Genomic DNA, 21,110 nt, shown 5'->3' on the forward strand with positions numbered 1-21,110 from the left:
GCGAACGATCAGCGCGGAGTGGGCACCCACTCCGCGATCAGAAGCGTATCGACCTCGTCCGACCAGAGTATTGATCGGATGATGGCGAAACCGTGTCGCGCGGCCGTCGCAGAGAGCTGCTCCCGTGTTTCAAACGGCCGATGATCCGCGGGATATCGGTGATCTCTCCGCAACGGACCCTTTCGCCCGTCCGCGACGAACGTGGCCGAGACGACGCGTCCGCGCGTTCGTAGGAGTCGATGCCACTCGGACAGTGCAGCGGCGGTGTTCGCGATCGCGTGCAATGCGGTGACGCAGGTGATGAGATCGGCGCAGGCGTCGGCGAACGGTATGAGAGCGGCATCCGCTTCGATGAACGACGCTTCTGGCAGTTGCCGTCGCGCAACCTCGACCATTGCGGGGGCCACGTCGATGCCGGTCAGCGTGATCGCACGGGAGCGCCGCGCGAGTGCGCGCAGTACCAGGCCGGTGCCCGACGCGACGTCGAGGACGTCGTCGACATCCGTCAGATCGACGAAGTCGGCAACCGCTGCGGCGACGTCACGATGCATCGTGCTCTCGTCGTACGTGGCGGCTCGCGCATCGAAGGCTGTTCGGATCTCCTCACGCCGCTGAGCCTGCTCCACCCGTCCGCGCGAGGCGCCTGGCTTCGCAGCATCCATCAACCACCCAGGCCGCGGCGCTTGAGCAGCGGGGCGATATCGGCGTCGCGGCCACGGAAGTCGCGGTAGGCCTCGAGCGGATCCTTGGATCCGCCGACGCCGAGCAGCCGCGCGCGGAAGCGGTCGCCGTTCTCACGGGTGAGGCCGCCGTTGTCGTGGAACCACTCGACAGTGTCGGCGTCGAGCACCTCGCTCCAGATGTACGAGTAATATCCGGCGCTGTAGCCGCCGGAGAACACATGCGCGAAGTAGGTGGAGGAATAGCGTGTCGGCACGGCAGGGTTGTCGAGTCCGATCTCCGCGAGGGCTTCCGCCTCGAACGCGGTGACGTCGTCGATCTGCGCGTCTGTGCTGACGCGGTGCCAGGCCTGATCCAACCACGCGGCGGCCAGGTATTCGCTCGTGTCATGCCCCTGGTTGAACGTCTCCGTCGCACGCAGACGTTCCACGATGCCGGCATCCAGCGCCTCGCCGGTCTCGTAGTGGCGCGCGTAGTTGTCGAGCACTTCCGCCCACAGGATCCACATCTCGTTCACCTGGCTCGGGAACTCCACGAAGTCTCGGAACACGTTCGTGCCGGCGAAGTGCGGGTAGTTCACCGTCGCGAACAGGCCGTGCAGCGCGTGACCGAACTCGTGGAACAGCGTCGTCACCTCATCGAGCGTGAGGAGCGTCGGCTGCCCGTCGCCGGGTTGCGCCACGTTCAGGTTGTTGACGACGACTGGCGCAGTGCCGCGGAGGGCGGATTGGCTGACGATCGGGTTCATCCACGCGCCGCCGCGCTTCGTGTCGCGCGTGTACAGGTCGAGCACGTACAGGCCGAGCGCGGTGCCGCCCGCGTTGTGCACCTCGAAGACGCGCGCACCGGGGTGGTAGGCGACCAGATCTGCACGCTCGGTGAACGTCACACCGTACAGCCGAGTCGCGGCGTGGAAGACGCCGTCCTGCAGCACCCGCTCTGCCTCGAACCATGGCCGCAGTGCTGCAGTGTCGATGTCGTACTTCGCTGTGCGCACCTTCTCGGTGTAGAACGCCCAGTCGTGCGCCTCGAGCGCGAACGGTGCATCCTCCGACTCGTCGACGATCGCCTGAAGCGCTTCCTGCTCGGCGCGAGCGTTGGATGCCGCGGCCGGCGCCAGACGATGAAGCAGGTCGGAAACGGCATCGGGTGTGCCAGCGGTCTCGTCAGCCGTCACGTATGCCGCGTGCGAGGGATACCCGAGCAGTGCTGCGCGCTCGGCTCGGAGCGCGACGATCTCGGTGAGCACCGCCCGGTTGTCGTTCGCGTTGCCGCGCGCACCACGAGAGCGGGAAGCCTCCATGATCAGGCGTCGGCTCTCGCGATTCGTCAACGACGCAAGATATGGGTGCCCCGTGAACAGGGTGAGTGAGATCAGGAAGCTGCCCTCGTGCCCGCGCTCTGAAGCAGCACGCGCCGCCGCTGAGAGCTCACCGTCGGCAAGACCGTCCAGTTCGGAGGCATTCTCGAACAGCACAGCAAGGTCCTTGGTATCGGCGAGGAGGTTCTTCTCGAACGTCGTGGTCAACGTGGACAGCTGCTGGTTCAGCGCGGTGAGCCGCGACTTGGCTTCATCATCGAGCCCGGCACCGGCGTGAGTCATCTCACGGAAGTGGCGTTCCACGAGGTAGCGGCTCTCGCCGTCGAGTCCTGACTCGTCGAGATGATCGTGCAGGCTCTTCACCCGCCAGTACAGCTGCGCGTCGAGACGGATGGCGTCCTCGTGCGCGGCCATCAGAGGAGCGAGTTTCTCGTCGATCGCCTGGATCTCTTCCGTGGCGTCAGCAGAGCTCACCGTGTAGAACGCGTGGGCGACGCGCTCGAGCACGGCCCCTGCCAGCTCCAGCGGCACCATCGTGTTCTCGAAGGTCGGCATCGATCGCACCATCGTGATACGTCGGATCTCAGCGAGGTGCTCATCGAACGCCTCCTGGAACGCCGGCAGGTAGTGCTCGGGACGGATGGCAGTGTAATCCGGAAGCGAATAGGGGAGAGCGGATGGCGTCAGGAGCGGGTTCGCGGCATCGGTCATGAGACGAGCCTATGGGTGCCCGTCGGTGAGACGCGAGCGACGTGCAAAGAAATGCTTGCAAAGAATCATTTGCAAAGAAACCTTTGCAAGGTTATCTTTGTAACGTGCCCGAGAATGAGAAGCTCCCCGTCGCCGCACAACGACGCGTGCTGGACGTCGGAGCGCTGCGCGCGCTGTCGCACCCGCTGCGCGTGCGGATGTTCGACATCCTCGCTCAGGAGGGTCCCCAGACGGCGAGTACTCTTGCGGAGATTCTGGGGGAGTCCTCCGGCGCGACCAGTTACCACCTTCGGGCGCTGGCACGGCACGACCTGATCCGCGAAGTCGAGGGCGAACGCGCCGGGCGGGAACGCTGGTGGGAACGACCGGCTGGCGGTGTCGTCTACGACTCACGCGCTGTGCAGGGATCGCCCGCGGGAGAGGCCGCCCTTCAGGTTGCGGTCGCCGAAGCGATGCGCCGCCGACACGACGAGCTCATGGAGTTCTTCAGCGGACGCATCGATAAAGAGCCGGCCGAGTGGGCGGACGCCAGTTCGTCACTGACCAGCGGAATCAGCATGACCGCAGAGCAGACGATCGACCTCATCAAGAGGATCCAAGGCGTCATCGATGAAGCCGCAGAGGCCTACCGCGACCAGAAGGGTGAGGGCGTGCGACGCGTGAGCGTGCGTGCCGACGTCTTCGCGTTGAAGAATCTCACGAACAAGAAGGAGTCCGCATCATGAGCGCTGTAACCGCCACTCGCGCGATCACGATACCGCGGGGCGCCTCCACGATCGAACGCGCATCCATCCGCCTCGCCGCGGCCATGACTGGTTGGGCGACGCGAAGAGCCGAGCGTCGTGGAGACCGTCGGGAGCGGATGCTCGCGGCCGTCAAGGAGCAGCAGACCCGCAAGAACGACTCTCGCGCAACGGATCACCTGCTGTCGCAGATGGGGTTGCCGCGACGGTAGAGACCGTTTCGGCTCGCCCGTCCGCGCGCTCAGTCCTGGAACTCGCGCGCGACCACTTCGCCGGATGATGTGACCAGCACTTCCCATCCGGCATCCAGCTCGGCGATCGGTCGTCCCTCCAACCACGTGAGCGTCCACATGCCGTTGACGCCGCGTGCCTCGACCTCGGCGATGGCCGGCCGCAGGGCGGCGGGCACGGATGCCGGGGCGTCAGAGCCCGTCGCCCACCGCGTGCCGAGTTGCATCAGCTCGCCTCGACCGGGGCGAGTTCGATCTCGGTGACGGCGAGTTCCTCGCCCACGACGAACTCCAGTTCGGCGATCCGACCGACAGCGCGCAGATCATCAGCTGCAGCACGCACGGCCTCCAGCGTCTCGGCCGGAGCGACGATCACTGCACGCGAGACCGGCGTCTTCTGCGAGGCCTTCGCCTCGGTCTTGGCGCGGCGGATGCCGATCAGTGCCGCACTGGCTGCGGCCAGCACGGCAGGATCGCCTTCGGCCGCGAGCGGCTCCGGCCAGGCTGCAGTGTGGATCGAGCCCTCTTCGAACCAGCTCCACGACTCTTCCGTCGCGAACGACACGACAGGTGCGAGCAGGCGGAGCAAAGTCGACAGTGCGATCCGCAGCGCGAGCGCGGCAGAGGGCTGGCCGACATCGGTCTGGTCGTAAGCGCGCTCCTTGACGAGCTCGAGGTAGTCGTCGCAGAACGCCCAGAAGAACGACTCGGTGATCTCGAGTGCGCGGGCGTGATCGAACGCGTCGAACGCCTTGGTCGTCTCGCGGATGACGTCGTCGAGAGCGGTGAGCATCGATGCGTCGAGCGCATGCGTCACCTGGGCGCCTTCTGGCACGGGGAACGACAGCACGAACTTCGCGGCGTTGAGCACCTTGATCGCCAGGCGACGACCGATCTTCATCTGGGTGGGGTTCTGCGGATCGAACGCGGCGTCCACTCCGAGGCGGCTGGAGGCCGCCCAGTAGCGGACGGCATCCGAACCATGCTTCTCGAGGATGTCGGCAGGGGTGACGACATTGCCCTTGGACTTCGACATCTTCTTACGGTCGGGATCGACGATGAAGCCCGAGATCGAAGCGTGCTTCCACGGCGAACGGCCGTCTTCGAGCGTCGAGCGCAACATGGTCGAGAACAGCCAGGTGCGGATGATGTCCTGCGCCTGCGGACGCACATCGAACGGGGCGACGAGGTTCCACAGCTCCTCGTCGCGCTGCCATCCACCGGCGAGCTGCGGAGTCAGCGAAGAGGTGGCCCACGTGTCGAGGATGTCGGTCTCGGCCTCGAAGCCGCCCGCGACACCACGCTGGTCCTCGGTGTAGCCGGCGGGGACGTCGCTGGTCGGGTCGATCGGCAGCTGCTCTGGCGATGCCATCAGAACGCGGTCGTAGTCCCGTTCGCCGTTCGCGTCCAGGCCGTACCAGACCGGCAGCGGCACGCCGAAGAAGCGCTGACGCGAGACAAGCCAGTCGCCGGTGAGGCCGCCGACCCAGTTCTCGTACCGCACGCGCATGAAGTCGGGGTGCCACTGCAGCCCCTTGCCGTGCGCGATCAACCGGTCGCGCAGATCCTGGTCGCGCGCGCCGTTGCGGATGTACCACTGGCGGGTCGAGACGATCTCGAGCGGGCGGTCGCCCTTCTCGAAGAACTTCACGGCGTGGTTGAAGGGCTTGGAGACTTCGAGCAGCTCGCCCGATTCCTCCAGCAGCTCCACGACACGCTTCTTGGCGCTGAAGACGGTCTTGCCTGCGAGCTCGGCGTAGGCAGCGGTGCCGGCATCCGACTCGATCGCTTCGGGAGCTTCCGCGATCACGCGGCCGTCCAGACCCAGGATCGTACGGATCGGCAGGTCGAGCTCGCGCCACCAGATCATGTCGGTGACATCGCCGAACGTGCAGACCATCGCGATGCCCGAGCCCTTGTCCTGCTGGGCGAGGTGGTGCGCGAGCACCGGCACCTCGACGTCGAACAGCGGTGTGCGTACGGTCTGGCCGAAGTAGGGCTGGTAGCGCTCGTCGTCCGGGTGCGCGACGAGGGCGACACATGCCGCGAGCAGCTCTGGGCGCGTCGTCTCGATGTGGATGTCGCCGGAGCCGTCCGTCTTGTGGAACGCGATGCGGTGGAACGACGCCTGCTGGTCGCGGTCTTCGAGTTCCGCCTGGGCGATGGCCGAGCGGAAGTCGACGTCCCACAGTGTGGGTGCGAGCGCCTGGTACGCCTCGCCGCGTTCGTGGTTGCGGATGAAGCCGAGCTGGCTCTGTCGGATCGTCTCGTCCGAGATCGTGCGATACGTCTGCGTCCAGTCGACACTGAGGCCGAGTTGGCGGAACACATCCTCGAACTGCTTCTCGTCCTCGACGGTGAGACGCTCGCACAGCTCGATGAAGTTGCGGCGGCTGATCGGCTGCTGGTCTGCGGCCTTCAGGCTCTTCGCGTCGCCCTCGAAGGGAGGGACGAAGTCGACGTCATAGGGGAGCGTAGGGTCGACGCGCACTCCGTAGAAGTTCTGCACGCGACGCTCGGTCGGCAGACCGTTGTCGTCCCACCCGATCGGGTAGAACACGCTCTTGCCGCGCATGCGCTCGTATCGGGCCTTCACGTCGGTGTGGGTGTAGGAGAACACATGGCCGATGTGCAGAGAGCCGGATGCCGTCGGCGGCGGCGTGTCGATCGAGTAGACGCCATCGCGGCCGAGTTCCGCTGCGCGGATGCGATCGAACAGGTACGTGCCCTGCTCGGCCCAGACGCCGTCCCACTTCGCTTCGAGGCCTTCGAGTGCGGGCTTGTCAGGGATCTGGTTCTGGACGGTTGCCGACATGGAGGTCTCCTTGCGCGATGTATGCGGCACTGTGTGAGCGTGCCTGAGTGTGGGTTGTGACCGCCAGTCTACCGAAGGCCGTTGCGGCCGCACGTCGACGTAGATCGACCCTGTCCAAAAACCCCGGCTAGAATTGACTGACCCCTTCCACTCTTTCTGAGGACTCGCATGCCCGGTCTGCTCGTGCGTCGCATTCTGCCCATCACCGCGCTCGCTGCGGCCACAGCCCTCGCGCTCAGCGCGTGCGCCGGCCCTGGCGGCTCCGAGTCCGAAAGCGGAGGGGAAGTCGTCTGGGCCATCGAGGGAGCGAACCTGTCGGCCGGGCACATGGACCCGCAGACGAGCCAGCTCGACGTGTCGAGCATGGTGCAACGCGCAGTCCTCGACTCACTGGTGTTCCAGGAGTCCGACGGCTCGTTCTCCCCGTGGCTCGCCACCGACTGGACGGTGTCCGATGATGGCACCGTCTACACGTTCGAGCTGCGCGACGATGTCACCTTCCACGACGGAGAGCCGTTCAATGCGGATGCCGTGAAGGCGAACTTCGACCGCATCGCCGACCCCGAGACGGCCTCGGCGCAGGCTGCGAGCATGCTCGGCGGCGAGTTCTACGCCGGCACCGAGGTGATCGACGAGTTCACGGTCGAGGTCACCTTCAGTCAGCCGTATGCGCCCTTCCTCCAGGCCGCGAGCACCCCGCTGCTCGGCTTCTACTCACCGGCGGTGCTGGAGAGCTCCGCCGATCAGCTGAAAGCGGGCGGTCCCGGCGTCACAGTGGGAACCGGTCCCTTCGCACTCACCGAGTACACCCCGGACCAGGAGATCGTCTACACTCGCAACCCCGACTACGCATGGGGACCGGACGGCGGCGAGGCCGCACAGTTCGAGACGCTGCGCGTGGAGATCCTGCCCGAGGCGTCGGTGCGAGCCGGAGTGGTGGAGAGCGGTGAAGCCGACCTCGCCAGCAACATCCCGCCGAACCTCGCCGTCGAGCTTCCCGACACGCTCACGGTCGACGCGAACGAGTACCCGGGGCTGCCGTACTCGCTGTATCTGAACGAGAAGTACGGGGTCTTCGCCGACGAGAAGGTGCGGCAGGCGTTCGCCAGAGGCGTCGACATCGACGCAGCCGTCGAGGAGATCTTCTTCGGCCAGTTCCCCCGGGCATGGAGCATCCTCGGCTCGACGACGCCGGGCTATGACGCGTCGCTGGAGGGCAGCTGGCCGTTCGACCAGGACGAGGCGAACAGCCTGCTGGATGAAGCCGGATGGTCCGAACGTGACAGCGACGGCATCCGCATGAAGGACGGCCAGCGGCTCTCCGTGCGATGGATCGCCTACACGCCGGTGTCCGACGACAATGCCGCGCTGGCCAACGCCATCCAGTCCGATCTCGCCGACATCGGCTTCGAGGTCGTACGAGAGGTGCTGGAACCAGGTGCCTACAACGCGCAGTACGGCCCGAAGACCTTCGACCTCACCGACTGGGGTTTCTCCGGCGTCGATGGTGATCTGCTGCGCAGCCACCTGCACACGGACGGCTTCCAGAACGCCTCGCAGGTCACCGACCCTGAGATCGACGGCTTGCTCGAGGAAGGCGTCGCCACCAGCGATACCGATGCGCGAACCGCCATCTACCAGCAGCTGCAGCAGTGGAACGCGCAATACACTGCGATCGTGCCGCTCTACAGTCCGTCGCTCATCACTGCCGTGAACGAGACCGTCGCGGGTCTCGAGTACGACCTGTATGGCCGTCCGCTGTTCTACGAGGTCACGGTCGGCTGATCTGGTCGTGAAGGCTCTCCTCATCCGGATTGCGGGACTCGCGGCATCCGTCGTCATCGTCCTCTGGGGTGCAGCCACGCTCGCGTTTCTCTCTTTCAGAGTGATCCCTGGCGACCCCGTCTCGGTGATGCTCGGGCCGCAGGCCCAGGTGAGCGAAGCGGTCAAGGACGGCATCCGGGCAGAGCTCGGGCTGGATCGGCCACCCCTGGAGCAGTACTTCTCATATCTGTGGCAACTGCAGCAGGGGAACCTGGGGGAGTCGTACCAGCTGCGGATGCCGGTGACCGAGGTGATCGGTCGTCAGCTCGGCGCCACCGTGCAGTTGACGGCGCTGGCGCTCGTGATCGCGGTCGTGCTCGCGCTCGCCGTGGCGCTGTTCGCCCGAGGAAGGGTGTCCCGTGGCATCGTGGCCGGAGTCGAGCTGGTGGTGCTGTCCTCGCCGGTCTTCTGGATCGGAATCATTCTGCTGAGTGTCTTCGCCTTCGCACTGGGATGGTTCCCGGTGTCGGGCACGCGCAATCCGGCGACGATCGTGCTTCCGGCGGTCACGCTCGCGCTTCCCGTCGCGGCTCTGCTCGGCCAGGTGCTCCGCGACGGCATCGAGGCGGCTGAGCGTCAGCCGTGGGCGACCACTGTGCGGGCGCGAGGGGCGGGGCAGGTGCGGCTGGCCGCGCACCATACGCTCCGTCACGGCGCCGCGGGAGCTCTCACACTCGCCGCCTACCTCGTCGGGTCGCTGCTGGGCGGCGCCGTGCTCGTCGAGACGGTGTTCGCCAGACCAGGACTCGGGCGCGTGACCCTGTCGGCGATCACCGACCGCGACCTGCCAGTGATAACCGGCATCATCCTGTTCAGCGCTGTGGTGTTCGTGGTCGTGAACCTCGTCGTCGAGCTGCTGTACCCGGTGCTCGACCCTCGTCTGCGTCCCATCGACGCCCGTGTCAGGGAGGCCCGCCCATGACGGTGTCGTCTCGTCCGGGCGCGGCAGGGCGCGTGCACGCGCCGGGGCAGACAGGCGGCCCGCGTCGTGTGCTGATGTGGGCCGCGCTCGGGGTCATCGCCGTGGTGGCTGTCATGGCGCTGTTCCCACAGCTGTTGGCGACGCACGATCCGCTGCGCACCGACGTCCGCGCCGCATTGGAGGCTCCGAGCGCCGGCCATCTGTTCGGCACGGATCAGAGCGGGCGCGACGTGTTCTCACGCGTCGTCCACGGCGCCGGTCGTTCGGTGGGAATCGGATTGCTCGCCACTGCTCTGGCGCTTGTGACCGGACTCGTCCTCGGGGCGCTGTCAGGAAAGGCGCCCCGGGCGGTGGACGCCACTGTGATGCGCGTCACGGACGTGCTGCTCGCGTTCCCCGAGTTCCTCGTCGCGCTCGTGGTGGTGGCGATCCTCGGACCTGGACCGACCAACGTCGCGATCGCGGTCACCATTGCCGCTGTCCCGGTGTACGTGAGATTGGCGCGAGTCCAGACGCGGTCGCTCGCACTCGCCGAACACGTCGAGGCTGCGCGCATCCTCGGGGTGCCGCCGATGAAGGCGTTCGTGCGACACGTGGTTCCCGGCGTGCTCGGCTCGCTCAGCGTGCTCGCGACGATCGGGATCGGCTCCAGCATCCTCGCCGCCGCAGGCCTCAGCTTCCTCGGGCTCGGACCGACAGAGCCGGCGCCGGAATGGGGGCTGATGCTCTCTGCCGGGCGCAACGTGCTCGGGTCGGCGTGGTGGATCGCCGTGTTCCCTGGCGTCGCGATCACGCTGACCGTAGTGTCGGCCACGATCGTCGGCCGGAGCCTGCGGGCACGGGCCGAGGGGAGGCTCTCATGAGTGCGCTCGCCGTGCGCGAGCTGTCGATCACGATCCGCGGGACGCTGCTCGTCGACGGCATCTCGTTCGAGGTGTCTCCGGGCGAATGCCTGGCCATCGTGGGCGAATCCGGTGCCGGGAAGTCCCTGACAGCATCTGCACTGCTCGGACTGACACCGGACGCCGCGCACGTCTCGGCTGACGTGCTGAACGTCGACGGCGTCGATGCGAGGGGCTTCTCCGATACCGAATGGCGCGAGTTGCGTGGCAACCGCGTCGGACTCGTCTCGCAGGACGCGCTGGTCTCGCTCGACCCGCTGCGCCGCGTCGGGGCTGAGGTGGCGGAGCCGCTCGCGATCCACACCCGCCTGTCGCGAAGCGAGCGTCGGCATCGTGCCGTGGAACTGCTCGAGTCGGTGTCCATGCCGGATGCCGCTCGGCGCATGGGGCAGTACCCGCATGAGCTCTCCGGCGGGCTTCGTCAGCGGGCGCTGATCGCCTCTGCGCTCGCCGGTGGTCCTGCCGTGCTCATCGCTGATGAGCCGACGACAGCGCTGGATGCCACGGTGCAGGCCCGAGTGCTCACTCTGCTGCGATCGATCGCGGACGCAGGCACCGCCGTCGTCTTCATCAGCCACGACATCGCGGCGGTGCGCCGGGTCGCGGATCGTGTGCTCGTGATGCGATCCGGCCGTGTCATCGAGCAGGGCGCCGTCGCCGATGTGCTTGATGCACCCCAGGAGGAATACACCCGACGACTGATCGCCGCGACGACGCATGAGCCGCGTGCGGATCGCTTCGGTCTGGGGGATGCGGTGCTCACCGGTGTGGACGTGTCCAAGGCGTTCTCGGGGGTTCCCGCGGTCGCGGGTGCGTCGTTCACACTGCTGCGAGGCCAGACACTGGGGATCGTCGGGGAGTCGGGTTCGGGCAAGACCACCCTGGCACGAATGATCGTGGGGGTGGAGAGGCCGGACTCAGGCGACCTCCGCTGGAATGGTGATCACCGCGTGCAGCTCGTGCACCAGAACCCGCTCGGTGCATTCGATCCGCGCTGGACGATCGAGCGGTCGTTGCGCGAGGCGCTCGAGGCGGGTGAGGTGCCTCGTGCGGCGCGCGGCGCGCGCGTGGCGGCGCTGATGAAGGAAGTGGATCTGGATCCGTCGCTGGCCAGACGCCGTCCCGCGCAGCTGTCCGGAGGTCAGCGGCAGCGGGCAGCGATCGCGCGTGCGCTCGCCGCCGACCCTGATGTGCTGGTGCTCGACGAGCCGGTCTCCGCGCTGGACCCGTCCGTGCGTGAGACGGTGCTGCAACTGCTCGGTCGTCTGCAGCGCGAGCGCGAACTCACGATGATCTTCGTCTCCCACGACCTCGATGTGGTCGCTGCGGTCTCGGACGACGTGCTCGTGATGCAGGACGGTGTCGTGGTGGAGCAGGGGCCGGTGGCCGCGGTCTTCGCGGCTCCGCAGCATCCGTTCACTCAGGAGCTCATCGCCGCGGGGCGGTGAGGGTACGCTGCGAAATCTCAGTCCTTGACCTGGATGCCGACGCCGGCGGCCAGTGTCGGTGCGAGGTGCTGCACCTGGAACGTCGTGAGCGTCGTACCGCGCAGCCCGTTCGCGTCCACGAATGCGATCGCGTCGAGTCCGCGCAGATCGACGTCGGTCGCCCGAAGACCGCGTGGGTCGACCTCGTCGCTGCGGCAGTCGTCGAAGCGTACTCGGGTGAGTTCGGCCTGGGGCATGTCGAGCGTGCGGATCGTGCATCCCGTGAAGAGGACGTCGGTGCCCTTCGCGCCGCCGAGGTTCAGATAGTCGACGCGCAGATCGCGCAACTCGAGCTCGTCTATGCGGGCACTGCTGAGGTCGAGCGTGCCGATGCGACCGCCGGATACGCGCAGTCTGCGTATGCCGGCGTTGCGCAGGCTCAGTGACGCGACGCGGATGTCGGGGATGTCGACGTCGAGGATCGTCGCGCCGATCAGATCGATTCCGTCGGCGTCAGCGGCGAGCACGCATTGCTCGAGAGATGCGTAGGCGAGGTCGACCGTGCCCGCGAGATCGAGCCGCGCGGCGAGCAGGTCGGCGTTGCGTGCGGCCGAGACATCGCTGAGGTGAGGCGGGATGTCGGGTGCTGAGACGCGGGGAGGAGCAGGGGATTCAGATGGGCGGGCCACCCCTCGAGCGTACGGGGTGGTGCGGACACGGCTTGCGACTGACGCCGCCGTTGGCTATGTTGCTAGCATGCGAGCAAATGATTCGACGGGCGACAAGAAGGCTCAGTTCAACGTGTATCTCCCGCCTGAGCTGATCCGCGAGGTGAAGCACCGCGCGATCGACGACGGCGTGAGCCTGTCGGCTCTCGTCGAATCAGCTCTTCGTGCCTACGTGGAGGAGAAGTGATGACCGTGATCGTGCAGCAGATCGTGTACACCGCGAAGCCGCAGCGCTGGTGGCTTCTGGCGGAGGCGCTCGGCTTCGTCGCGCCGTTCCCGCCGGATCCTGCCTGGGCCGAGTTCCACGCCGACGGCGTACTGGCGGTGCACGAGGTGACGCCCGAGCACGGCGCCGGGACGACCGAGATCCACCTCCTCGTCGATGATCTGAATGCCGCGGCATCCGCGCTGTCGGCCTTCGATGTCTCGCGCGCCGACATGGAGGGCGTCGGAGAGGTGCTGACCGTTCGTGCGGCATCTGGTGTCTCCGTCACGGTGTCGGCGGGAGTCGCGGCGCCTGCAGGTGGAGACATCGCTGTGCAGCCGATCTGGTTCCAGGAGGATCTCGCCGAGCCTCGCACGATCCTCGAGTCGCTCGGTCTTCGTGCCGGCATCTCCGCGGATCGCGGCGGCTGGGTGGAGATGCTCAGCGACGGCGGTTCGGTCGGCCTGCATGAGGGCGAGCCGCGGATCGGTCTGTCGTTCGAGGCGCGCGGTGATCTCGACGCGCGTGCTTCGAGGCTGACGGATGCCGGATTCGAGGCATCAGTGGTGGATGAGGCGTTCGCGCGCACTGTGCGGGTGGCCGATCCCGACGGAGGCGCCGAGGTCTGGATCAACGGCATCCAGGATGACCTGCACGGCTATCACCGCTGAGTCGTGAGCGACGGTGCGCCCGGCGTGCAGTTTCTTCTGCCCGGCGTGCAGTTTCTTCGGAGATGTGCGACCACTTCGGAGAGCATGCGGCGAAAGCTCCGAAGAACGCGCACATCTCCGAACGAAGCAACTCCTGAACCTGCTCTGCACGACGGCGTCTGAGAGTCTTCCGCTCACAGATCCTGCGATCTCGAGAGTGAAGCGGGTGACGTGTCGTCAAGTATGGCTGGATGCACCATCCGTACACTCCTGACCCTGCCGAGCTCGTGATCGAGCTGGGCGGCGTCGTGAGGGTGGAACGGCTCAGAACGCTGGGCGTGGGTCGGCGTGCGCTTGACGCGGCGCTGCAGTCGGGCGTGCTCACGCGCGTCCGACGAGGATGGGTGGCGATCGCGGATGCTGATCCCGTTCTGGTGGCGGCCGCGCGCGCCGGGGTCGTCGTCACGTGCGTCTCCCAGGCTGCGCGACTCGGACTCTGGGTGCACGAAGCACCGACGATATTCCACGTCGGCGCTGGGCCGAACAGCGCTGGCAAGAAGATAGAGAGCGCGCACGTTCACTGGTCGATACCGCTGCTTCGTCGTCACCCGGACGCGTTGGTGGATCCGATCGAGAATGTGCTCGCGATCGTGGCAGTGTGCGAGCCCTATGAAGGCGCCCTGGCAACGTGGGAGTCGGCACTCAATCAGGGTTTGGTGACACTGACCGGGCTGGCCGAGTATCCGTGGAGACCGGAGGCCAGGCAGCTGCTGGCTGCAGCGAATCCCTTCGCGGATGCCGGGACCGAGACCTATCTGCGCAACCGTTTGCGCTGGCTGAGGCTCCCGATGGTCGTCCAGGCGTGGATCGCAGGTCACCGAGTGGATACGTTGATCGGCGAACGACTCGTGCTGCAGATCGACGGGAAGCACCACGTCGGCGCACAGCGAAGCGAGGACATCCGGCATGACGCCGAACTGAGCCTGATGGGATTTCACGTGATCCGAATCAGCTACCAGCAGTTGATGTTCGAATGGCCGACGGTCCAGGATCTGATCATGCGAGCAGTCGCCCAGGGTCTGCATCTCGCTGCCTGACGGGCAGTCAGCCCCCTAGGCTGCGCAATGTTCTTCGGAGATGTGCAGTTTCTTCGGAGAGAGGCGGCGAGAAGCCTCCGAAGAAGCTGCACATCTCCGAGCGAAGCGCACGCACCACCACTACCACGACCACGCGTACAATGGACGCACACGCTTTGATCCGGCCATCACCGGGGAGCTCTCGGAAGAACGGCCGATGCCTTGACGGGCACGGCCAAGTAGAACCGAGCGGGGCAGGCCCGTCATCGCCGCAGTGAGAGTGGCAGTGCCGTGAGGCACCGCACGTGAGGTGGTACCGCGGTCCGAGAGGATCGTCCTCGCACGGAGCATCCGCCACGAGCACTGCGAGCACACATGACCTACCCTCGACCCTCCGCCTTCGGCCCCGCCGCCGACGCCTCCGTCGTTCCCAGCCCTCGGTTCCCGCAGATCGAGCGCGAGGTGCTCGACTTCTGGGAGCAGGACGACACCTTCCGCGCATCCATCGCGCAGCGCGAGGGCGCAGAAGAGTGGGTCTTCTACGACGGCCCACCGTTCGCCAACGGGCTGCCGCACTACGGCCACCTGCTGACCGGGTACGCCAAGGACCTCTTCCCGCGGTTCCAGACCATGATCGGCAAGAAGGTCGACCGTGTCTTCGGCTGGGACACGCATGGTCTTCCCGCGGAGCTCGAAGCGATGAAGCAGCTCGGCATCACCGAGAAGAGCGAGATCGAGGCCATGGGCATCGACGTCTTCAACGCGAAGGCGCGCGAATCGGTTCTCACGTACACCGACCAGTGGCAGGACTACGTCACGCGCCAGGCGCGCTGGGTCGACTTCGAACGCGGCTACAAGACGCTCGACACGAACTACATGGAGAGTGTGCTCTGGGCGTTCAAGACCCTGTACGACAAGGGTCTCGCCTACGAGGGCTACCGGGTGCTGCCGTACTGCTGGCGCGATGAGACGCCGCTCAGCGCCCACGAACTGCGCATGGACGACGACGTGTACAAGATGCGTCAGGATCCGTCCGTGACCGTCACGTTCCCGCTCACCGGCGCCAAGGCCGAGTCGCTCGGACTCACAGGCGTCCGCGCCCTCGCGTGGACGACGACCCCATGGACCCTGCCGACCAACCTCGCGCTCGCCGTGGGGCCTGCGATCGAGTACGTCGTCCTCCCTGCCGGACCGGCCGGCGCTGCCGACGTGCACAACGCGGACGAGCCGGTCGAGGCATCCGCCCACCGCTACCTGTTGGCCCGCGACCTGCTCGCCGGCTACGCCAAGGATCTCGGCTACGAGTCGGCGGCGGATGCTGTGGCCGCTGTCGACGCCACAGTCACGGGCGCCCAACTGCAGGATGTCACCTACGACCACTTGTTCGACTACTACGCCGACGCCGAGACCTACGGCACGCAGAACGCCTGGCGCATCCTCGCCGACGACTACGTCACCACCACCGACGGCACGGGCATCGTCCACCAGGCTCCCGCCTACGGTGAAGACGACCAGCGAGTGGCCGGCGCGGCCGGCATCCCGACGATCATCTCCCTCGATGACGGCGGACGGTTCCTCCCGAACGTCACCGACGTCGCAGGTGAGTTGTGGATGGACGCCAACCGTCCGCTCATCCGCCTGCTCAAGGACAGCGGGCGGCTCGTCCGCGAGGCGAGCTACGAGCACTCCTACCCGCACTGCTGGCGCTGCCGGAACCCCCTGATCTACAAGGCGGTCTCGAGCTGGTTCGTGCGTGTCACGGACATCAAGGACAAGATGCTCGCCAACAACGAGCAGATCACGTGGGTGCCGGAGAACGTCAAGCACGGCCAGTTCGGCAAGTGGCTCGAGGGGGCGCGCGACTGGTCGATCAGCCGCAACCGCTACTGGGGCTCGCCCATCCCGATCTGGAAGAGCGATGACCCTGAGCACCCTCGCGTCGACGCGTACGGTTCGCTCGAGGATCTGGAGCGCGACTTCGGTACGCTGCCGCGCAACCCGGAGGGCGAAGTCGACCTGCACCGCCCGTACATCGACGAGCTCACCAGGCCCAACCCCGATGACCCGACAGGGCAGAGCACGATGCGCCGCATCGAGGACGTCTTCGACGTCTGGTTCGATTCCGGATCCATGCCGTACGCCCAGGTGCACTACCCGTTCGAGAACCAGGAGTGGTTCGACTCGCACTCGCCTGCCGACTTCATCGTCGAGTACATCGGGCAGACTCGTGGGTGGTTCTACCTCATGCACGTGCTGTCGACCGCGCTGTTCGACCGGCCGGCGTTCACCGGCGTCAGCTGCCACGGCATAGTGCTAGGCAGCGACGGCTACAAGATGTCGAAGTCGCTTCGCAACTACCCTGACGTCTCCGAGGTCCTCGACCGTGACGGCTCCGACGCGATGCGTTGGTTCCTTATGTCGAGTTCAGTGCTGCGCGGAGGCAACCTCGCCGTCACGGAAGAAGGCATCCGCGCCGGCGTCCGGGAGTTCCTGCTGCCGCTGTGGAGCTCGTGGTACTTCTTCGCGACGTACGCGAATGCCGCTGGCGCTGGTGGTGCCGACGCTTCGGGCGGCGGGTACGAAGCCGAATGGCGCACCGATTCCACCGACGTGCTCGACCGCTACATCCTGGCGCGCCTCGGCGATCTCGTCCGGGAGGTACGCGCCGATCTCGAAGGACTCGACTCGACCACGGCATCCGCTCGACTCCGCGACTTCGCCGAGGTGCTGACGAACTGGTACATCCGCCGTTCGCGGGACCGCTTCTGGACGGGCGTGACCGACGATCAGAAGAGCCGCGAGGCCTTCGACACGCTCTACACCGTGCTCGAGACGCTCACTCGCGTCGCCGCCCCGCTCGTGCCCCTCGTCAGCGAGCGTGTGTGGCAGGGACTCACCGGCGGTCGCAGCGTCCACCTGACCGACTGGCCGGATGCTGACGCGTTCCCGGCTGCGGATGACATCCGTGACGCGATGGATGCCGTGCGCGAGCTCTCCAGCGTCGGCAACGCGCTGCGCAAGAAGGAGAAGCTGCGCGTGCGCTTGCCGCTCGCACGCTTCAGCGTCGTCTCGCCGCTGGCGCACACCCTCGGACAGTTCGAGGACATCCTGCGCGACGAGCTCAATGTGAAGTCGGTCGAGCTCGTCCAGCTCACCGACACAGCGGCAGCCGAATACGGCATCAGTCACCGGCTGAGCGTGAACGCGCGTGCAGCAGGGCCGCGCCTCGGCAAGCAGGTGCAGCACGTGATCGCCGGCGCGAGAGCAGGACTCTGGGAAGAGAAGGACGGCGTGGTCATCGTCGACGGGATCGCGCTCGAGCCCGCCGAATACGAGCTCGCGCTCGAGACGACGGGCCGGCCGGAAGGCGAGGCGCTCGCGATCGTGCCGAGCGGCGGCTTCGTCCTGCTCGACACCCAGACCACGCCCGAACTCGAATCCGAGGGCATGGCGCGCGACGCGATCCGCGTCGTTCAGGAGGCGCGCAAGAACGCCGGTCTGGACGTCAGCGATCGCATCGTCCTGGCACTGAACGTCTCGCCGGAGAACGCCGACGCGTTGCGCGGACACGCCGACCTGATCGCGGGGGAGACGCTCGCCGTCGCCTTCGCCGTGCAGCCGACCGACGACATGGACGAGCTGGTGCGGACCGTCACCAGCCCCGGCGACGGCGTGTTCCGCAGCGGCGCCACAGCGCTCGGCTCGGACAAGTCCGCGATCATCGTCACGATCGACTCCAACATCGAGGGGGCATCCGCATGAGTGACCGCAGTCGCGCCGACGCTGTCTACGACGCTCTGCTCGAGCGGGCGGGGGAGCGCTGGGTGCAACCGCGCAAGGAGCGCACCGCGCGCATCCTCGAGCTCCTCGACGACCCGCAGCGCACCTACCGCGTCGTGCACATCACCGGCACCAACGGCAAGACGTCGACGGCCCGCATGATCGAGAGCCTGCTGCGCGCGCACGGTCTGCGCACCGGGCTGTTCACGAGCCCGCATCTGGAGCGCTTCACGGAGCGGATCATGATCGACGGCGAGCCCATCGACGATGGTGCTGTCGCTGACGCCTGGGATGAGATCGAGCCCTTCGTCGCGATCGTGGATGCCGAGTTCGAGAAGTCCGGAGATGCTCCGCTGACCTTCTTCGAGCTGCTCACGGTGCTGGCGTTCGTCGCCGCGTCGGATGCTCCGGTCGATGTGCTCGTGCTCGAAGTGGGTATGGGCGGCTCGTGGGACTCCACGAACACCGCTGACGGCGACGTCGCCGTCTTCACCCCGATCGCCATCGACCACGCCGACCGTCTCGGCGACACGATCGGGAAGATCGCGGAGGTCAAGGCCGGCATCATCAAGGACGGCGCGGCCGTGGTGTCCGCGCAGCAGCCGGATGAGGCCGCCGAGGTGCTGCGTCGCGTCGCGAGCTCGAAGAACGCGACCATCGCGTTCGAAGGCGATGGGTTCGGATTGACAGATCAGAAGCTCGCAGTCGGAGGTCAACTTCTGACGATCCGCGGCCTCGCCGGCGCCTACGTCGAGGAGTACCTGCCGCTGTACGGCGCGCACCAGGGTCATAACGCGGCACTGGCCGTGGCCGCCGTCGAGTCATTGATCGGCGCAGGGTCGCAGCACATCGCCGGCGACATCATCACGGAGGGACTGCAGGGCGCGACCTCCCCAGGACGACTCCAGCTGCTCGGTATCGCGCCGACAGTCGTCGTCGACGCAGCTCACAATCCGCACGGGGCGAAGGCGCTCGCTCAGTCGCTCGACGACAGCTTCGACTTCGATGAGTGGGGGCTCGTGCTCGGCGTGCTCGCAGACAAGGACGCAGCCGGCATCATCGCCGAACTCGCACCTGCGGCGTCCCACGTGTTCGCTACCGCCCCAGAGAGTGACCGTTCGAATGATGCGGATGCCATCGCCGATCTCGTCGAGGCGGCCGGGCACCGTGCCACGGTGCATCCGTCACTCGCCGAAGCCGCAGACGCGGCACGCGAATGGGCCGCCTCGTCGGATCGTCGCGCGGTCGTGATCGCCGGATCCATCGTCCTGGCAGGCGAAGCGATCGCCCTGGCGGAGGAAGAGGACTGGAAGTCGGGGTGGCGCGCATGAGCGATGCCGCACCGCGCCACGCCCGCGCTCCCCGCACGCTGGTGCAGAAGCTCGCACCGATCGTCCTCGGATTCGAGGCGATCGTCGTGCTGCTCGTCGGGCTGACGATCTTCGGACTCAACTCGCTTCCCTGGGGCTTGCCGCAGTGGTGGGCGATCGTCGGAGGCGTCGTGGTGGCGATCGCGATGGTGGCTGTGGCCGGCATGATCACCAGGCCGTGGGCGATCAGCGCGGGATGGGTGCTGCAGGTGATCGTGGCGCTGTCGGCGTTCTTCGTACCCGCCATCCTTCTCGTCGTGCTGGTTTTCGGTGGCATGTGGGCATATGCGACGATCATGGGGGCCCGTTTGGACGCACGACGTCCTTCCGACCCGAGCCGACTCACTGAAGAAACCGAAACTCACAGAGAGAGCGATTGACATGGCCACCGAAGAAACCCTCGTCCTCGTCAAGCCCGACGGCGTCGCCCGCGGCCTCACCGGCACGATCCTCGCCCGCATCGAGGCGAAAGGATACGCACTCGTCGACATCCGCCTCGTCGAGCCCGACCGCGATGTGCTCGCCGAGCACTATGCAGAGCACGAGGGCAAGCCGTTCTACGAGCCCCTGCTCGAGTTCATGATGTCCGGCCCGTCAGTGGCGATCCGCCTCACCGGCAACCGCGTGATCGAGGGTTTCCGCTCGCTCGCCGGCACCACCGACCCGACCACCGCTGCACCCGGCACGATCCGCGGCGATCTCGGCCGCGATTGGGGCCTCGCCGTGCAGCAGAACCTCGTGCACGGATCGGACAGCCCTGAGTCCGCCGCTCGTGAGCTGAGCATCTGGTTCTGACGATCTGGACTCAATGCCGCGCAGCGGCATTGAGTCCAGGTCGAGGCGAGGTCGAGCGAGCGTCAGAGAGTAGGAGCCCCACCCGCGTCGCACCTCAGAACAGGATGCTCGCCATCTCGCCGAGGAAGTCGAGCCCCTGCAACTGCGCCATCAGCACGATGAGCGCGTACGCCAGGATCGTCGCGAGCGGCACCCACGGCATCAGGCGTCCGGCGCGGGCGCGCACCTTCTCAGAACGGGTGAACGTCCCGTTGCGCAGCAGGTGCACCATCGTCGCGAAGAACGTGGGGATCGTGACGGCCCACGTCACCATGCACCAGGGGCACAGCACGAACAGATCGTAGAGGCTCTGTGCGATCAGCCAGCAGACGAGGCCGAACGCGAACGTGATGCCGGCCCCGAACGCGGCCCAGAACCAGCGCGGGAAGCGAGCCCCAGCGAGAACAGCGACGCCCACGACCAGCGGTGCCATCCAACCGGTGAGGCCGATCAGCGGGTTCGGGAAGCCGAAGACGGAGCCCTGCCATGACTCGAGGTTCGTGCTGCACTGGATGAACGGGCTGAGATCGCAGGCCAGCGCCTCTTGCGGGTTCTCCAGCAGCGCGAACTTCTCGACTGTGAGCTGGAACGCCGCCCACCAGCCGATCACGCTGGCTACGATCAACCAGATTCCGAAGCCGACGGGGCGGGTGCGCTGCTCGCTCATGTCGCGATTATCTCAGCGGATCCTATGGATCGCAGACCAGTCATGAACGGCGCAACAGCGCGGACTCCGCCGCTCTGATGCTCCGGATGCCGCGAACTGGCCCACAAGGTGCGATAATGACATCTGATGCATCGAGCGGCGCCGCCGCAAAACGCATCGACGCAGACTTCGGGGTCCAATGCCCCTCGCGATCAGAGCCATGAGCCGGTCGCAAACCGAGTGAG

General features: G+C 66.7%; 19 protein-coding genes. 13 read left to right on the forward strand and 6 right to left on the reverse strand.

The genetic code is table 11. From position 1 onward, the window contains the following. Positions 1-8: 8 nt before the first annotated feature. The gene (locus tag ACP7AR_RS02810; protein ID WP_426182477.1) at positions 9-662 is read right to left on the reverse strand and encodes a class I SAM-dependent methyltransferase; all 654 of its coding nucleotides are present in this window, start codon (positions 660-662) and stop codon (positions 9-11) included. Next, positions 662-2,713: a M3 family metallopeptidase gene (locus tag ACP7AR_RS02815; RefSeq protein ID WP_426182480.1), complete on the reverse strand. Its 2,052-nt coding sequence runs from the start codon at positions 2,711-2,713 to the stop codon at positions 662-664. The genes ACP7AR_RS02810 and ACP7AR_RS02815 overlap by 1 nt, the downstream gene beginning before the upstream one ends. Before the next feature lie 104 nt (positions 2,714-2,817). Between ACP7AR_RS02815 and ACP7AR_RS02820 the strand changes: the two genes are divergently transcribed. Both ACP7AR_RS02820 and ACP7AR_RS02825 read left to right on the forward strand, forming a co-directional pair. After that, entirely contained in the window at positions 2,818-3,438 is a 621-nt protein-coding gene (locus ACP7AR_RS02820; RefSeq protein WP_426182482.1) for an ArsR/SmtB family transcription factor, read from the forward strand. Then, positions 3,435-3,668 carry a hypothetical protein gene (locus ACP7AR_RS02825; protein WP_426182485.1) on the forward strand — a complete coding sequence of 78 codons (234 nt, stop codon included), beginning with the start codon at positions 3,435-3,437 and terminating at the stop codon, positions 3,666-3,668. The genes ACP7AR_RS02820 and ACP7AR_RS02825 overlap by 4 nt, the downstream gene beginning before the upstream one ends. Positions 3,669-3,697: 29 nt before the next feature. On the opposite strand, the gene ACP7AR_RS02830 is transcribed toward ACP7AR_RS02825, so the two are convergent. Then, a complete protein-coding gene (locus ACP7AR_RS02830; protein ID WP_426182487.1) occupies positions 3,698-3,913 on the reverse strand; it encodes a hypothetical protein in 216 nt (71 codons plus the stop codon). Next, positions 3,913-6,501 (reverse strand): valine--tRNA ligase, encoded by a 2,589-nt coding sequence (gene valS, locus ACP7AR_RS02835; protein ID WP_426182490.1) that lies wholly within the window; start codon positions 6,499-6,501, stop codon positions 3,913-3,915. The genes ACP7AR_RS02830 and valS overlap by 1 nt, the downstream gene beginning before the upstream one ends. 168 nt (positions 6,502-6,669) lie before the next feature. Between valS and ACP7AR_RS02840 the strand changes: the two genes are divergently transcribed. Genes ACP7AR_RS02840 through ACP7AR_RS02855 form a run of 4 tightly spaced genes read left to right on the forward strand, consistent with a single transcriptional unit; the run spans position 6,670 to position 11,597 of the window. Next, positions 6,670-8,286, forward strand: a complete 1,617-nt coding sequence (locus ACP7AR_RS02840; RefSeq protein ID WP_426182492.1) for an ABC transporter substrate-binding protein — start codon at positions 6,670-6,672, stop codon at positions 8,284-8,286. Between the two features lie 7 nt (positions 8,287-8,293). Continuing rightward, positions 8,294-9,247, forward strand: a complete 954-nt coding sequence (locus ACP7AR_RS02845) for an ABC transporter permease (RefSeq protein ID WP_426182495.1) — start codon at positions 8,294-8,296, stop codon at positions 9,245-9,247. Then, entirely contained in the window at positions 9,244-10,110 is an 867-nt protein-coding gene (locus ACP7AR_RS02850; RefSeq protein WP_426182498.1) for an ABC transporter permease, read from the forward strand. Before ACP7AR_RS02845 ends, ACP7AR_RS02850 begins: the two co-directional genes overlap by 4 nt. Then, the gene (locus tag ACP7AR_RS02855; protein WP_426182501.1) at positions 10,107-11,597 is read left to right on the forward strand and encodes a dipeptide ABC transporter ATP-binding protein; all 1,491 of its coding nucleotides are present in this window, start codon (positions 10,107-10,109) and stop codon (positions 11,595-11,597) included. The genes ACP7AR_RS02850 and ACP7AR_RS02855 overlap by 4 nt, the downstream gene beginning before the upstream one ends. A gap of 17 nt (positions 11,598-11,614) precedes the next feature. Here ACP7AR_RS02855 and ACP7AR_RS02860 read toward each other — a convergent pair whose 3' ends face one another. Further along, a complete protein-coding gene (locus ACP7AR_RS02860) occupies positions 11,615-12,265 on the reverse strand; it encodes a pentapeptide repeat-containing protein (protein ID WP_426182504.1) in 651 nt (216 codons plus the stop codon). A gap of 67 nt (positions 12,266-12,332) precedes the next feature. Between ACP7AR_RS02860 and ACP7AR_RS02865 the strand changes: the two genes are divergently transcribed. From ACP7AR_RS02865 to ndk, 7 genes are all read left to right on the forward strand, one after another. Beyond that, a complete protein-coding gene (locus ACP7AR_RS02865; RefSeq protein WP_426182507.1) occupies positions 12,333-12,491 on the forward strand; it encodes a CopG family transcriptional regulator in 159 nt (52 codons plus the stop codon). Continuing rightward, a complete protein-coding gene (locus ACP7AR_RS02870; RefSeq protein ID WP_426182510.1) occupies positions 12,491-13,180 on the forward strand; it encodes a hypothetical protein in 690 nt (229 codons plus the stop codon). The genes ACP7AR_RS02865 and ACP7AR_RS02870 overlap by 1 nt, the downstream gene beginning before the upstream one ends. A 230-nt stretch (positions 13,181-13,410) precedes the next feature. After that, positions 13,411-14,256 (forward strand): DUF559 domain-containing protein, encoded by an 846-nt coding sequence (locus ACP7AR_RS02875; protein WP_426182512.1) that lies wholly within the window; start codon positions 13,411-13,413, stop codon positions 14,254-14,256. Between the two features lie 354 nt (positions 14,257-14,610). Further along, positions 14,611-17,997 (forward strand): isoleucine--tRNA ligase, encoded by a 3,387-nt coding sequence (ileS, locus tag ACP7AR_RS02880; protein WP_426182515.1) that lies wholly within the window; start codon positions 14,611-14,613, stop codon positions 17,995-17,997. Next, positions 17,994-19,346 (forward strand): bifunctional folylpolyglutamate synthase/dihydrofolate synthase, encoded by a 1,353-nt coding sequence (locus ACP7AR_RS02885; protein ID WP_426182518.1) that lies wholly within the window; start codon positions 17,994-17,996, stop codon positions 19,344-19,346. The genes ileS and ACP7AR_RS02885 overlap by 4 nt, the downstream gene beginning before the upstream one ends. Then, positions 19,343-19,765: a DUF4233 domain-containing protein gene (locus ACP7AR_RS02890; RefSeq protein ID WP_426182521.1), complete on the forward strand. Its 423-nt coding sequence runs from the start codon at positions 19,343-19,345 to the stop codon at positions 19,763-19,765. Before ACP7AR_RS02885 ends, ACP7AR_RS02890 begins: the two co-directional genes overlap by 4 nt. A gap of 1 nt (position 19,766) precedes the next feature. Further along, positions 19,767-20,180, forward strand: a complete 414-nt coding sequence (ndk, locus tag ACP7AR_RS02895; protein WP_426182524.1) for a nucleoside-diphosphate kinase — start codon at positions 19,767-19,769, stop codon at positions 20,178-20,180. Positions 20,181-20,274: 94 nt separating this feature from the next. On the opposite strand, the gene ACP7AR_RS02900 is transcribed toward ndk, so the two are convergent. Beyond that, a complete protein-coding gene (locus tag ACP7AR_RS02900; RefSeq protein WP_426182527.1) occupies positions 20,275-20,886 on the reverse strand; it encodes a vitamin K epoxide reductase family protein in 612 nt (203 codons plus the stop codon). Positions 20,887-21,110 lie beyond the last annotated feature (224 nt).

The organism is Microbacterium sp. TWP3-1-2b2 (assembly GCF_049896145.1).
Lineage (GTDB): Bacteria > Actinomycetota > Actinomycetes > Actinomycetales > Microbacteriaceae > Microbacterium.